The following is a 13,099-nucleotide window of genomic DNA, read 5'->3' as shown; positions in this document are numbered from 1 at the left end:
ATGGCACAGCAAGCGACGCCGGTCCGAACGGCCAGGCTGGGCAGAGCAGTCGGTCAGGAGCCGACGACGGTGAGCGGAGCGGTCCTGCTGCTCCCGGGCGGCGAGGAGGTCTCCGCCCGCAAGCCATCCCTCGTATGGGCGACGCCCTTCGTCCGCGCGCTCGGACGCCGGCTCGCCAGGGACGGCCGGGACGAGGGACTGGCCGCGCACATCGTCCATTACCGCTATCGCGGCTGGAACGGCAACGAGGCGCACCTCGCGGGGGACGCGAGCTGGGCGGCCGACGAGGTGGTGCGGCGGTACGGTGATGTCCCGGTGTGCCTGCTGGGGCTGGGCATGGGCGGCCGGGCCGCGCTGCGCGCGGGCGGCCAAGAGGCCGTCAACTCCGTCGTCTCCATCGCCCCTTGGCTGCCGGAGACGGATGTGGCGGCGCCCGAGGAACCGGTACGGCAGCTGGTGGGGCGCCGGGTGCTGATCGTGCACGGCACGAACGACGAACGGACCGACCCGGAGCAGTCGTTCCGGCTGGCGGCGCGGGCCAAGAAGGCGAACCGGGAGGTGTGCCGGTTCGAGGTGCACTCGGACGGGCACGGGTTGCATCAGCACCGGGACGAAGTCCTCGCGCTCGCCTCGGACTTCGTGATGGGGGCGCTGTACGGACACGCGGTGTCGCGGCCGGTGGAGGACGCGTTGGCCGCGCCGCCGCCCATCGGGTTGCGGATGCCGCTCGCGGCGGGGTTCGGGCGGTCGCTTCGTAAGGGCTGACGTCCGGGTTCGGAGTGCGGGTGTGTCGGGGCCGGTCGCGCCCATGCGGCGGAGCCGCATATCAATACAGCCCCGCGCCCCTGGCCGGGCGCCATTCCCTAGGTGGGAAGCAAGTTGCCCCTTCTCGACAGCAGGAACTTCTTGAAGGCCACCACCGGTGGGGTGTCCGGGTGGCCGTCCAGCCACGCCACGCCGATCTCCCTCGCCGCCCTTGGCGCCGTGACCGTCAGTTCCACAACTCCCGGGCGGGGAAACGCGGGTGGGGGCAGGAGCGCGACTCCCAGCCCCGCCGCAACCAGGCCCCGCAGGGTCTCCGCCTCCTCCCCCTCGAAGGCGATCCGCGGCCGGAAGCCGGCCTCCTGGCACAGGTCGTCGGTGATGCGGCGCAGCCCGTAGCCCGGCTCCAGGGTCACGAACGTCTCGTCAGCCGCTTCGGCGAGGCGGATGCGCTTGCGGCCGGCCAGCGGATGGTCCGCGGGCACCACCAGGCGGAGCTTCTGTTCGTCCAGGCGCCTGGCCACCAGGTCCGGGGCGTCCGGCACCGGGGAGGTGAGGCACAGGTCCAGCTCGCCCGCCCGGAGCTTCTCGATCATCGCCTCGCCGTAGTTCTGGACGAGGCTGAAGCGGACCCGGGGGTGGTCGGCGCGGAAGGCATGGAGGAGCCCCGGGACCGTCTCCGCGCCCATCGTGTGCAGGAACCCGAAGGCGACCTTGCCCGTCGCGGGGTCGGCGTCGGCGCGTACCTCGTCGGCGGCGCGCCGGACCTCGGCGAGGGCGCGTTCGACCGAGGTGAGGAAGGTGCGTCCGGCCGGGGTGAGGGAGACGGTGCGCCCGTGGCGGGTGAAGAGGTCGACGCCGAGGTCCTGCTCCAGGCGGGCCATCGCGCGGGAGAGCGTGGACTGGGGGACGCCGAGCTCCTGTGCGGCCCGGGTGACATGCTCCGTGCGGGCCACGCCGGCGAAGTACGCGAGGCGCGGAGCCAGCAACATCGTCATGTCTTCTGTGTCACTGTCCGGTGACAGGCGCTTCGCTGACCTCTGTTGATGCTGCATGGGAACGATTATGGCGATTCCATGCATTGGACGGATCAAATAGGGGTCCCTAGGTTCGAGGTATGTCTCCCGCCAGTACCGGGGCGTCCACCACCATGGACGCCGCAACGACCCTCCCCGCCTCCGACACCTCCGACTCCCGGATGACCCCGGGCGGCCCCGGCTACCGCCGGATGAGCCTCGCCCTCTTCCTCGCCGGTGTCGCGACCTTCGCCCTCCTCTACTCCACGCAGGCCCTGCTGCCGCTGATCTCGAACGGCTTCGGGGTGAGCGCGAGCGACGCGAGCTGGACCGTGGCGGCGGCGACCGGCGGTCTGGCGCTGTTCGTCATCCCGATGAGCGCCCTCTCCGAGCGCTTCGGGCGCCGTACGGTCATGACCGCGTCGCTGGCGGTGGCGGTGGCGGTGGGTCTGCTGGTCCCCTTCGCGCCGTCGCTGGGCGTGCTGGTGGTGCTGCGCGGCATCCAGGGCGCCGCGCTGGCCGGGCTGCCGGCCTCGGCGCAGGCCTACCTGGCCGAGGAGGTCCGCCCCAGGGCCCTGGTCACGGCGATAGGCCTGTTCGTCGCGGGCAACAGTGTCGGCGGGATGAGCGGCCGGGTCATCACCGGCTGGGTCGCACAGGAGTGGGGCTGGCGGGTCGCGTTGGGCGTCATAGGCGTCATCGCGGTCGGCTGCGCGGTGGCCTTCCGGCTGCTCCTCCCCGCCCCGCGGCACTTCAGGGCCGGCTCGCTGCACCCGCGCCGGCTGCTCGGCACGGTCCGCGACCATCTGGCCAACCCGCTGCTGCGCCGCCTGTACGCGATCGGCGCGCTGTTCATGACCGTCTTCGGCGGCGTCTACACGGTGATCGGCTACCGCCTGACCGAGGAGCCGTTCTCGCTCCCCCAGGGAATCGTCGGCTCGATCTTCCTCGTCTACCTGGTCGGTACGGTCTCGGCCTCCACGGCGGGCCGTCTGGTCGGCCGGCTCGGCCGCCGAGGCGCCCTCTACCTGGGCGGCGGCACCACGGCCGCCGGCCTCCTCCTCTCCCTGGCCGACTCGCTCCCCCTGGTCCTGCTGGGCCTCGTCCTGATCACCGCGGGCTTCTTCGCGGGCCACGCGGTCGCGTCCTCGGCGGTCAGCAAGACGGCCACCCACGGGCGGGCCCAGGCCTCCGCCATCTACCAGTCCGCGTACTACATCGGCTCCAGCGCGGGCAGCACGGTGGGCGCGCTGGCCTTCCACGCGAGCGGCTGGCCGGGAACGGTGGGGGTGGCCCTGCTGGCGATCGCGGGCGTGGTGACGATCACCGTTCTCGGCTCGGTGGCCGCGCGCAGGCAGGTCCTGGCGAACGCCCACTGATCGGCGCCCGCACCGGAACGCCCCGAAAGGGGCGCGGGGCCCATCTGAAATGCGGCTCCGCCGCGTGGGCGCGACCAGCCACGACGGCGCCGCACCCGCCCCCGGACCGCATCACTCGAGTCCCTGGGCGCACCCCATCTCACCTGCACGTTTCCCCACTCCGGGAGCCATTGTCAGTCCCCTGCGGTAGCTTCCAGATGCTGGAGCGCAACGGCGCGCGGGCAGGAACGGCCACAGGGGTGGGTGGACGGAAATGAGCAACAGCACGGCGACGGCGGAGCTGGACGTCGCACTGGAGAAGTACCGGACCGAGCTGACCGGGTACTGCTACCGGATGCTCGGCTCGTCGTTCGAGGCCGAGGACGCCGTGCAGGACGCCCTGGTGCGGGCCTGGCGGAGCTACGACAAGTTCGAGGGCCGCTCCAGTCTGCGGTCGTGGCTGTACCGGATCGCGACCAACGTCTGCCTGGACATGCTGTCCGCGGGCAACAAGCGGGCCCGCCCGATGGACCTCTCCGAGTCGACCCCGCTCGCCCGGGCGGCACTGTCGCCCCGGCCCGACAACACCTGGCTGGAGCCGGTGCCGGACGCGCGGGTGCTGCCGACCGTGGAAGACCCGGCGGAGGCGGCCGTGGCCAAGGAGTCCGTCCGCCTCGCCTTCATGGCCGCGCTGCAACAGCTGCCGCCCAAGCAGCGGGCGGTGCTGATCCTGCGCGAGGTGCTGGCCTGGAAGGCCAACGAGGTGGCCGAACTGCTCGGCACCACCGTCGCCTCGGTCAACAGCGCCCTGCAGCGGGCCCGGGCCACACTGGCCGAGCAGCAGCAGTCGGGCGCCGCCGCCGAGGTCTCCGACCCGCTCGACGAGGAGCAGCAGAAGCTCCTGGAGCGCTATGTCGCGGCCTTCGAGGGCTACGACATGACCGCGCTGACGGCACTCCTCCACGAGGACGCCATCATGACGATGCCGCCGTTCGACCTGTGGCTCGTCGGCCACGAGGACATCGCCGGCTTCATGACCACCATCGGCTCCGCCTGCGAGGGCTCCCGGCTGTTCCCGGTCCAGGTCAACGGCCTGCCCGGGTTCGCCCAGTACAAGCCCGACCCGGACACCGGCGGCTGGAGCCCCTGGGCGGTCCAGGTCCTGGAGATCTCAGACGGCCGACTGACCGGGTTCCACTTCTTCCTCGACACCAAGCGCTGGTTCCCGCTCTTCGGTCTCCCCCTCCACCTGGAGGCGAAGGCCGACGAGGCGGAGGAGGGAGCGTAAAGCGGGGTCGGGGTCCCGCAGCCGTATCCGCCCTCCGGCCCGGCGGGCGGTCAGCTCCAGCCGGGCCAGCACATCGACGGCCGCGAGCCCGGGCGGCCCGATCCCGGCGACATCGCAGACGACGATCCCGGCCGCGGCGCCGGCCAGCAGCGCCCGCACCTCGGCGCACAGCGCGGCCACCGCGTCCCTGGCGACGGGGCCGGGCAGCACGAGCACGGCGGGGGGCATGGCATCCACGAACCGGTAGACCGTCACCGGCGCGACAACTCATCGGTAGGGTGCCGGGTTTTCGCACGTCGTCGCGTAGATCACAAGGATCGTAACGTTGACCTGCACCTGACCCGCACCAGAGGGTTGGGTGTATGCCCCACAGATCAGCGTCTCGACGGATACCCGACGGCCTTCCGCGCCCCGAGGGGGTCCCGTGCAGGGGGTGCTGAGCGGCTTCGCGGTCATCGCGATCGTCATCGGGGTCGGATACGTCCTCGGCCGCGGCGGCCACCTCGGGATCAACGGCCGCGAGGTGCTCACCAAGCTCGCCTTCCATGTCGCCTCCCCCGCCCTGCTCTTCACCACGCTCGCGAAGGCCGACCTGGCGGTGATCTTCTCCAGCCGACTCCTGGTGACGGCCCTGAGCACGGCAGCGGCGGCGGGCGCGTTCGTGGCGGTGGGTGCCGTACGGCACTGGGGCGTGGGACGCACCACCATCGGTGCGCTGTGCTCCAGTTACGTCAACTCCGGCAACCTCGGCATCCCGATCGCGGTGTACGTGCTGGGCGACGCGTCCCTGGTGGCCCCGGTCCTGCTCTTCCAGGTGGTCGTCCTCACCCCGGTCGCCCTGACGATCCTGGACCTGTCGGGCATGGGCGAGAAGGGCCCCTGGTGGCGCCGGCTCCTCGCCCCGCTCCGCAACCCGATAGCCGTCGGCTCCCTCACCGGGGTCCTGGTCTCGGGGCTCGGCATCCGCCTCCCCGGCCCGGTGATGGACCCCCTGACCCTGATCGGCAACATGTCGGTCCCGGCGGTGCTGCTCGCCTTCGGCATCTCCCTGCACGGCAGCACCCCGCCCGGCAGGGGCCGTGACCGCCACCCGGTGTTCCTCTCGGTGGCTTTGAAGTCGGTGGGCCAGCCGCTGATCGCCTGGGCCCTGGCGTCAGCGGTCTTCGACCTCCACGGCGCCCCGCTCCTCGACGTGACGGTGACCTCGGCCCTCCCGGCCGCCCAGAACCTCTACACCTACGCCAGCACCTACCGGGTGGGCGAGGAACTGGCCCGTGACTCGATCCTGCTGTCCACGGTGCTGTCGGTACCGGTGCTGGTCGTGGTGGCGGCGCTGCTGGGGTGACGGGGGCCGCCGCCCGGGGCCGGTCAGGCGATGCGCTCCAGCACGACGGGCGACGCCGTGAACTCCGTGCCGGCGGCCGCGATGTCGTAGGACCCCTCGACCGACTGGAGCGCGTACTCGAAGCGCTCCGGGGTGTCGGTGTGCAGGGTCAGCAGGGGCTGGCCCGCCGTGACCGTGTCGCCGGGCTTGGCGTGCAGCTCGACGCCCGCGCCCGCCTGCACCGGGTCCTCCTTGCGGGCGCGGCCCGCGCCCAGGCGCCAGGCGGCGACGCCGATGCCGTAGGCGTCGAGTCGGGTCAGGACGCCGGACGACGGCGCCTTGATCACGTGCTGCTCCTTGGCCACCGGGAGCACCGCGTCCGGGTCGCCGCCCTGGGCCGCGATCATCCGGCGCCAGACGTCCATCGCCGAGCCGTCGGCCAGCGCCTTGGCCGGGTCGGCGTCCTTCAGGCCGGCCGCCTCGAGCATCTCGCGGGCCAGGGCGAGGGTCAGTTCGACGACGTCGGAAGGACCTCCGCCGGCCAGGACCTCGACCGACTCGCGGACCTCCAGGGCGTTGCCCGCCGTGAGGCCCAGGGGGGTGGACATGTCGGTGAGGAGCGCGACCGTCTTCACGCCGTGGTCGGTACCGAGGCCGACCATGGTGGAGGCCAGCTCACGCGCGTCCTCGATCGTCTTCATGAAGGCACCGGTGCCGACCTTCACGTCCAGGACCAGCGAGCCGGTGCCCTCGGCGATCTTCTTCGACATGATCGAGGAGGCGATCAGCGGGATCGCCTCGACCGTGCCGGTCACGTCGCGGAGCGCGTAGAGCTTCTTGTCCGCCGGTGCCAGGCCGTCGCCGGCCGCGCAGATCACCGCGCCGGTGCCGTCCAGCACCGACAGCATCTCCTCGTTGGAGAGCAGGGCGCGCCAGCCGGGGATCGACTCCAGCTTGTCCAGGGTGCCGCCGGTGTGGCCGAGACCCCGGCCGGAGAGCTGGGGGACGGCCGCGCCGCAGGCCGCGACGAGGGGGGCCAGCGGGAGGGTGATCTTGTCGCCCACACCGCCCGTGGAGTGCTTGTCGGCGGTCGGGCGGGACAGGGAGGAGAAGTCCATGCGCTCGCCGGAGGCGATCATCGCCGCCGTCCAGCGGGCGATCTCGCGCCGGTTCATGCCGTTGAGGAGGATGGCCATCGCGAGCGACGACATCTGCTCGTCGGCGACCTCGCCGCGCGTGTACGCGTCGATGACCCAGTCGATCTGCTCGTCGCTGAGCTCACCGCGGTCCCGCTTGGTGCGGATGACGGAGATGGCGTCCATGGCCATGACGTTCCCTTCGAAGCATTGCGGCAGTGCGAAGCGCGCGGCCCCTCCGGGTGAGGAGGGGCCGCACGGGAGTTACTTGGTGAGATGGGCCGGGCCGAAGGCCTGGGGCAGCATCTCGGAGAGGGGCAGGACGCCCTCCGGGGTGTCCAGGAGGAGGTCCGGGCCGCCGAACTCGTAGAGCAGCTGGCGGCAGCGGCCACACGGGACGAGCAGCCCGCCCGTGCCGTCCACGCAGGTGAAGTGGGTCAGCCGGCCGCCGCCGGTGCGCTGGAGCTGGGAGACCAGTCCGCACTCGGCGCACAGGCCCAGGCCGTAGGAGGCGTTCTCCACGTTGCAGCCGGCGACCGTACGCCCGTCGTCGACCAGGGCGGCGGCCCCGACCGGGAAGCCGGAGTACGGCGCGTAGGCGTGGGACATGGCCTCCCGCGCCTCCGCCCGCAGGGTCTCCCAGTCGAAGCCGGCGGCGGTCGTCACTTGCCCTGTCCCTTCCGGTACGGCAGGCCGTCCGCCTTCGGCATCCGCAGGGACTGCGCGGACAGCGACAGCACCAGCAGGGTGACGAGGTACGGGGTCGCGGTCACGAGCTGACGCGGGACCTCGTTGGTGGAGGCGTACCAGATGAACATCAGGACCGAGATGACGATCGTGATGACGGCCGGAACGTACTTCTTGCGCCAGGCCAGGTAGACCGCGCCGAAGACCAGCAGGATCGCGAGCAGCAGGATCAGCGCGTGCACGTTCACCGTGCCGCCGCGCAGGTTGAGGCTGTCGGTGTAGCCGAACAGGCCCGCGCCCAGCGCCAGTCCGCCCGGCATCCAGTTGCCGAAGATCATCGCGGCGAGACCGATGTAACCGCGGCCGGCCGTCTGGCCGTCCAGGTAGACGTTCGAGGCGACGATCGAGAGGAACGCGCCGCCGAGGCCGGCGAAGCCACCGCTGATGATCACCGCGATGTACTTGTACTTGTAGACGTTGACGCCCAGGGACTCGGCCGCGACCGGGTTCTCACCGCAGGAGCGCAGGCGCAGGCCGAAGGCGGTGCGCCACAGCACCCACCAGGTGATCGGAACGAGGGCGACGGCGATGACCGTCAGCGGGGAGAGGTCGGTGAGCAGACCGCCGACCAGGCCGCCGATGTCGGAGATCAGGAACCAGTGCTTCTCGTTGAGCGTGTTCAGCCAGTCGGACAGGCCTGGCACGCTGAACGTGCCGAGCGAGTCGATCGGCGGGGACTGCTTGGAGGAGCCGCCGGGGGCGTCCTCGAAGGTGAACTTCGAGAGGTAGCGGGTGGCGCCCAGGGCGAGGATGTTCAGGGCCACACCGGAGACGATGTGGTTGACGTTGAAGGTGACGGTCGCGATGGCGTGCAGCAGGGCGCCGAGCGCGCCGCCGATGATGCCGAAGACCACCCCGGCCCAGGGACCCCACTGGTAACCGGCCCAGGCACCGAACCAGGTGCCGAGGATCATCATGCCTTCGAGGCCGATGTTGACGACGCCCGCGCGCTCGGCCCACAGACCGCCGAGACCGGCGAGGCCGATCGGCACGGCGAGGCGCAGCGCGGTGGACATCTGGCCGGTCGAGGTGATGCCGTCGGCACCGGTGATCAGACGGACGGCCGAGGTCAGGATCAGGACGCCCGCGATGACCAGCAGGAGTACCGGGAGCGACATTCGGCGGCCGCCCTTGCCGGGCTGCTTCGCCTGCGGCTTGGCGATGGTCGCGGTGGACATCAGGCCGCCACCTCCTTCTTGGTGTTCTGGGCGGCGGCCGCGGCGAGCTCCGCGCCGACCTGGCGCTGCTGGCGGCGCAGGCCCCACTGGCGTACGGCTTCGTAGGAGATGACCACGGAGAAGACGATCAGGCCCTGCATGATCGTGGCGATCTCCTTCTCGTACGCCACCGGGGTCGCGTAGTCGAGGGCGGGCGAGGCCTTGTCGAGGAAGGCCCAGAGCAGGGCGGCGAAGGCGATGCCGCCGGGGTTGTTGCGGCCGAGCAGGGCGATGCCGATGGCGGTGAAGCCGAGGCCGGCCGGGAAGTCGAGGCTGTAGGTGTGGGAGTCACCGAGCAGCAGCGGCAGGCCCGCGAGGCCGGAGACCGCGCCGGAGATCAGCATGGAGATCAGGACCATGCGCTTGGCGTCGACGCCGGAGGCCGCGGCGGCGGACTCGGAGGCGCCGGTGGCGCGCAGGTCAAAGCCGAAGCGGGTGCGGTTGAGGACGAGCCAGTAGGCGATGCCCAGGGCGATGGCGACGAAGACCATGCCGTAGATCTCGCCGACGTCGGAGCCCAGGTCGATGCCCGGGAACCAGCCGGACTTCTTCATCACGCCGGTCGTCATGTTGTTGCCGACCTGCACGCCCCACACGTTGGAGAGGGTGACGTAGCCGATGACGCTGGTGGCGATGGCGTTCAGCATGATCGTGGCGACGACCTCGCTGACCCCTCGGGTGACCTTGAGGACGCCCGCGATGCCGGCCCAGAAGGCGCCGGTGAACATGGCGACCAGGAGCAGCATCGGGATCTGGAGGGCGGCGGGCAGGCCGACGTTGGCGCCGACCACGGCCGTCATCACGGCGGCGAGCCGGTACTGGCCGTCGACGCCGATGTTGAACAGGTTCATCCGGAAGCCGAGGGCCACCGCGATGGCCGCGATGTAGTACATCGCCGCCTGGTTGACGATCAGCACCTGGATGTCCGAGTACGGCAGCTGCTGGAGCATCAGGGAGTACGGCTCGAACGGGTTGCGGTCCGAGGCGAGCAGCACGATCGACGTCAGTGCGATCGCGAGGACGAGCGCGATGACCGGGCCGGCCAGCGCGAGGAGCACCCGCTCCTTGTCGAACTTCTTCATCGGGCCTCGTCCTCCGGACCAGCGGCGCCATCGTCGGTGGTTGCTACGTGTTCCAGGTGGCCGGACGCGGCACCCGTCATGGCGGAGCCCAGCTCCTCCGGGGTGATGGTGGCCGGGTCGGCGTCCGCGACCAGCTTTCCGTCGAAGATCACCCGCAGGGTGTCCGACAGGCCGATCAGCTCGTCGAGGTCCGCGGAGATCAGCAGCACGGCCAGGCCCTTCCGGCGGGCCTCCCGGATGCGGTCCCAGATCTGCGCCTGCGCGCCGACGTCCACACCGCGGGTGGGGTGGGCGGCGATCAGGAACTTCGGGCTGTGGCTCATCTCGCGGCCGACGATCAGCTTCTGCTGGTTGCCGCCGGACAGGGAGGCGGCGGTGACGTCGATGCCGGGGGTGCGGACGTCGTACTCCTCGACGATCCGGCGGGTGTCGGCCTGGGCGCCCTTGATGTCCAGCCAGAAGCCCTTCGCGTTGGGCTTCTCGGTGACGTGACCGAGGATGCGGTTCTCCCAGAGCGGCGACTCCAGGAGCAGGCCCTGGCGGTGCCGGTCCTCGGGGATGTAGCCGACGCCGGACTCGCGGCGCTTGCGGGTGGCCCACCCGGTGATGTCCTCGCCGAGGAACTCGATCGTGCCGGAATCCGCGTTGCGGGTGCCGATCAGCGCGTCGATCAGCTCGGTCTGGCCGTTGCCCTCGACACCGGCGATGCCCATGACCTCGCCGGCGTGGATGGTGAAGGTGACGTCGTCGAGGACGCGCTTGGCCGCGCCGGGGGCGGTGGCCTCGGTGAGCACGTCGGCACCGGCCGTGGCACCGGCCGAGCCGGGTGTCGCGGTCTCGGGCTGCGCGCCGAGCTCGCCGAGCGAGGCGCCGCCGCTGGCGTAGACGGTGAGGTCGCGGACGGTGACGACCGGCTTGTCGGTGACCGTGGACCCGGCGGTCTCCGGGGTCGGCAGCTCGCTGCCGACCATCAGTTCGGCGAGCTGGCGCGGGGTGGTCTCGGAGGGGATCGCGGTCCCGACCGTCGTTCCGCGGCGGATGACGGTGATGTCGTCGGCCACCGACAGCACCTCGCCGAGCTTGTGCGAGATGAAGATGACCGACAGGCCCTCGGACTTCAGCTCCCGCAGGTTGTCGAAGAGCGCGTCGACCTCCTGCGGGACCAGGACGGCGGTGGGCTCGTCGAGGATGAGGGTCTTGGCACCGCGGTAGAGGACCTTGAGGATCTCCACGCGCTGCCGTTCGGCGACGCCGAGGTCCTCGACCAGGGCGTCGGGGCGGATGCCGAGGCCGTAGCGGTCGGAGATCTCACGGATCTTCTTCCGGGCGTTGCCGCCGATGCCGTAGCGCTTCTCGCTGCCGAGCACCACGTTCTCCAGCACCGTCAGGTTGTCCGCCAGCATGAAGTGCTGGTGGACCATGCCGATGCCGCGGGCGATGGCATCGGCCGGGGACGAGAAGGAGACCTGCTCGCCGTCGATCGCGATGGTGCCCTCGTCCGGCTTCTGCATGCCGTAGAGGATCTTCATCAGGGTCGACTTGCCGGCGCCGTTCTCCCCGACGAGGGCATGGACGGTGCCCTTGCGGACGGACAGGTGGATGTCGTGGTTGGCTACGACACCCGGGAATCGTTTGGTGATCCCCGCCAGCTCGACCGCGGCTGTCGTCTCTGCGGTGAGCGGAGGGCTGCTGGACGCGTCGATGGCGCACTCTCCTAGGGAAAGGGGCCGCTCTACGCGCGTAGCGCCCCTGCTTTAAATAGTGCCCGGACCTGACCGAGCTTTTACGACTCTCGATCCGTTCCGAGCATTCTGCCGCGCGAACGGGGTGGGTCCCCGCCGTAGACCGTCTGGACGGTACTGGTTCTACGGCAGGGGCGCGGGAAGGTCATCCTCCCCGCACCCCGTTCCGTGGCCGTAACGCTGCCATTACAGCGTTCTTTTGGCCATGGGCCGAGCGGCCCGATGGTGCTGGATCAAGAAGTCTTGACCGTGATGGAGCCGTCCTTGATGCCGGCCTCGGCCTTCTTGAGCGCGGCCTGCAGGGTGGCGTTGTTCTTGAAGGCCGGGTTGGAGTCGGCCAGGCCGACGGAGCCGTTGCTCAGGGAGCCGCGGATCTCGCCGGACAGCGGCTTCTTGTCCTTGATGACGGACTTGGCCAGGTCGTACACAGCGCCCTCGACGTTCTTGAGGGCCGAGGTCAGGATGTAGTTCTTGTACTTCGACAGCGCGGCCTGGTTGTACTGGTCGGAGTCGACGCCGATCGCCCACACCTTGTGCGCGGCGGCGGACTTGATGACGCCCTGGCCGGAGAGACCGGCTGCGGCGTAGACCACGTCGGCACCGGCCGCGATCTGGCCATCGGCGGCGGCCTCGCCCTTGTCGGGGCTGGAGAAGCCGCCCTCCTGGGGGGTCTGGGTCAGGTACTGGGCCTTGACCTTGACGTTCTTCTTGGTGGCCTTGACGCCCTGCTCGAAGCCCGCCTCGAACTTGTGGATCAGCGGCACGTCCACGCCGCCGATGAAGCCCACGGTGTTCGACTTGGTGGTCAGCGCGGCGGTGACGCCGGCCAGGTACGAGGACTGCTCCTCGTGGAAGACCATGTCCGCGACGTTGCTCGCCTGGTCCTGGTTGTCGTCGATGATGCCGAAGGTGACCTTCGGGAACTTCGCGGCGGCCTCCTTGACGGCGGGCGCGTAGGCGAAGCCGACGCCGATCACCGGGTTGTAGCCGGACTTGGCGAGCGTCTCCAACCGCTGCACCTTGTCCGCGTCCGACTCGCCGTCCTGCGGCTCGACGTCCCGGCCGCTGACACCGAACTCCTTGTCGGCCTTCTGGAAGCCGGCGTACGCGGCGTCGTTGAAGGACTGGTCGCCCTTGCCGCCGACGTCGTACGCGAGACCGACACCCTTGGACGCGCCGGCCTTGCCGGTGGACGAGCTGGACGAACTGCCGCACGCTGAAACAGTGACGGCGAGGGCTGCGGTTGCAACGCCTGCAACCGCGATACGGGACACCCGGCGCATGGAACTTGACTCCTTCGTGCAAGCGCCCAAACCAGGCGCTGGTTCCGCGGCAGCGTAACGCGCGTAGACCAGACGGAAAACCCCCAATGTCCGGTCCGTTATCTACCTGTGGCCACAGTCACGGCCAAGGTGACGGACAGCAGT

12 protein-coding genes are annotated in these 13,099 nt (G+C 70.6%); 4 read left to right on the top strand and 8 right to left on the bottom strand.

All coding sequences use genetic code 11. The annotated features are described in order from the left end of the window. Complete coding sequence (locus ACZ4N4_RS21580; RefSeq protein ID WP_467591056.1) at positions 1 to 765, top strand: prolyl oligopeptidase family serine peptidase; 765 nt, start codon at positions 1 to 3, stop codon at positions 763 to 765. 98 nt (positions 766 to 863) lie between these two features. Here ACZ4N4_RS21580 and ACZ4N4_RS21575 read toward each other — a convergent pair whose 3' ends face one another. Then, entirely contained in the window at positions 864 to 1,817 is a 954-nt protein-coding gene (locus ACZ4N4_RS21575) for a LysR family transcriptional regulator (RefSeq protein ID WP_467591053.1), read from the bottom strand. Between the two features lie 62 nt (positions 1,818 to 1,879). On the opposite strand from ACZ4N4_RS21575, the gene ACZ4N4_RS21570 reads away from it, so the two are divergent. After that, complete coding sequence (locus tag ACZ4N4_RS21570) at positions 1,880 to 3,157, top strand: MFS transporter (RefSeq protein ID WP_467591050.1); 1,278 nt, start codon at positions 1,880 to 1,882, stop codon at positions 3,155 to 3,157. Between the two features lie 253 nt (positions 3,158 to 3,410). Next, on the top strand, positions 3,411 to 4,424 hold the full coding sequence (locus ACZ4N4_RS21565) for a sigma-70 family RNA polymerase sigma factor (protein ID WP_467591047.1): 1,014 nt from the start codon (positions 3,411 to 3,413) through the stop codon (positions 4,422 to 4,424). Here the strand turns inward: ACZ4N4_RS21565 and ACZ4N4_RS21560 are convergent. Further along, positions 4,308 to 4,679 carry an STAS domain-containing protein gene (locus ACZ4N4_RS21560; RefSeq protein WP_467591045.1) on the bottom strand — a complete coding sequence of 124 codons (372 nt, stop codon included), beginning with the start codon at positions 4,677 to 4,679 and terminating at the stop codon, positions 4,308 to 4,310. The genes ACZ4N4_RS21565 and ACZ4N4_RS21560 overlap by 117 nt on opposite strands. Before the next feature lie 169 nt (positions 4,680 to 4,848). Between ACZ4N4_RS21560 and ACZ4N4_RS21555 the strand changes: the two genes are divergently transcribed. Further along, positions 4,849 to 5,769 carry an AEC family transporter gene (locus ACZ4N4_RS21555; protein ID WP_467591042.1) on the top strand — a complete coding sequence of 307 codons (921 nt, stop codon included), beginning with the start codon at positions 4,849 to 4,851 and terminating at the stop codon, positions 5,767 to 5,769. A 23-nt stretch (positions 5,770 to 5,792) separates the two neighbouring features. Here the strand turns inward: ACZ4N4_RS21555 and ACZ4N4_RS21550 are convergent, their stop codons facing one another. The 6 genes from ACZ4N4_RS21550 to ACZ4N4_RS21525 form a co-directional block, all read right to left on the bottom strand. Beyond that, positions 5,793 to 7,076, bottom strand: a complete 1,284-nt coding sequence (locus ACZ4N4_RS21550; RefSeq protein ID WP_467591039.1) for a thymidine phosphorylase — start codon at positions 7,074 to 7,076, stop codon at positions 5,793 to 5,795. A 72-nt stretch (positions 7,077 to 7,148) separates the two neighbouring features. After that, positions 7,149 to 7,550: a cytidine deaminase gene (locus tag ACZ4N4_RS21545; RefSeq protein WP_453568922.1), complete on the bottom strand. Its 402-nt coding sequence runs from the start codon at positions 7,548 to 7,550 to the stop codon at positions 7,149 to 7,151. After that, a complete protein-coding gene (locus ACZ4N4_RS21540) occupies positions 7,547 to 8,809 on the bottom strand; it encodes an ABC transporter permease (protein WP_467591036.1) in 1,263 nt (420 codons plus the stop codon). Before ACZ4N4_RS21540 ends, ACZ4N4_RS21545 begins: the two co-directional genes overlap by 4 nt. Next, positions 8,809 to 9,930 (bottom strand): ABC transporter permease, encoded by a 1,122-nt coding sequence (locus ACZ4N4_RS21535; RefSeq protein WP_453568924.1) that lies wholly within the window; start codon positions 9,928 to 9,930, stop codon positions 8,809 to 8,811. The genes ACZ4N4_RS21540 and ACZ4N4_RS21535 overlap by 1 nt, the downstream gene beginning before the upstream one ends. Further along, on the bottom strand, positions 9,927 to 11,633 hold the full coding sequence (locus ACZ4N4_RS21530; protein ID WP_467591808.1) for an ABC transporter ATP-binding protein: 1,707 nt from the start codon (positions 11,631 to 11,633) through the stop codon (positions 9,927 to 9,929). The genes ACZ4N4_RS21535 and ACZ4N4_RS21530 overlap by 4 nt, the downstream gene beginning before the upstream one ends. A gap of 272 nt (positions 11,634 to 11,905) precedes the next feature. Continuing rightward, complete coding sequence (locus ACZ4N4_RS21525) at positions 11,906 to 12,955, bottom strand: BMP family lipoprotein (protein ID WP_467591032.1); 1,050 nt, start codon at positions 12,953 to 12,955, stop codon at positions 11,906 to 11,908. Positions 12,956 to 13,099 lie beyond the last annotated feature (144 nt).

Source organism: Streptomyces sp. NPDC026538 (assembly GCF_055567535.1).
This window is presented reverse-complemented; position numbering and strand designations above follow the sequence as displayed.

Excerpts from the sequence above, each read along its gene's own strand:
- ACZ4N4_RS21580 (WP_467591056.1), top strand. The coding sequence starts at position 1 with ATGGCACAGCAAGCGACGCCGGTCCGAACGGCCAGGCTGGGCAGAGCA.
- ACZ4N4_RS21575 (WP_467591053.1), bottom strand. The coding sequence starts at position 1,817 with ATGCAGCATCAACAGAGGTCAGCGAAGCGCCTGTCACCGGACAGTGAC.
- ACZ4N4_RS21570 (WP_467591050.1), top strand. The coding sequence starts at position 1,880 with ATGTCTCCCGCCAGTACCGGGGCGTCCACCACCATGGACGCCGCAACG.
- ACZ4N4_RS21565 (WP_467591047.1), top strand. The coding sequence starts at position 3,411 with ATGAGCAACAGCACGGCGACGGCGGAGCTGGACGTCGCACTGGAGAAG.
- ACZ4N4_RS21550 (WP_467591039.1), bottom strand. The coding sequence starts at position 7,076 with ATGGCCATGGACGCCATCTCCGTCATCCGCACCAAGCGGGACCGCGGT.
- ACZ4N4_RS21540 (WP_467591036.1), bottom strand. The coding sequence starts at position 8,809 with ATGTCCACCGCGACCATCGCCAAGCCGCAGGCGAAGCAGCCCGGCAAG.
- ACZ4N4_RS21535 (WP_453568924.1), bottom strand. The coding sequence starts at position 9,930 with ATGAAGAAGTTCGACAAGGAGCGGGTGCTCCTCGCGCTGGCCGGCCCG.
- ACZ4N4_RS21525 (WP_467591032.1), bottom strand. The coding sequence starts at position 12,955 with ATGCGCCGGGTGTCCCGTATCGCGGTTGCAGGCGTTGCAACCGCAGCC.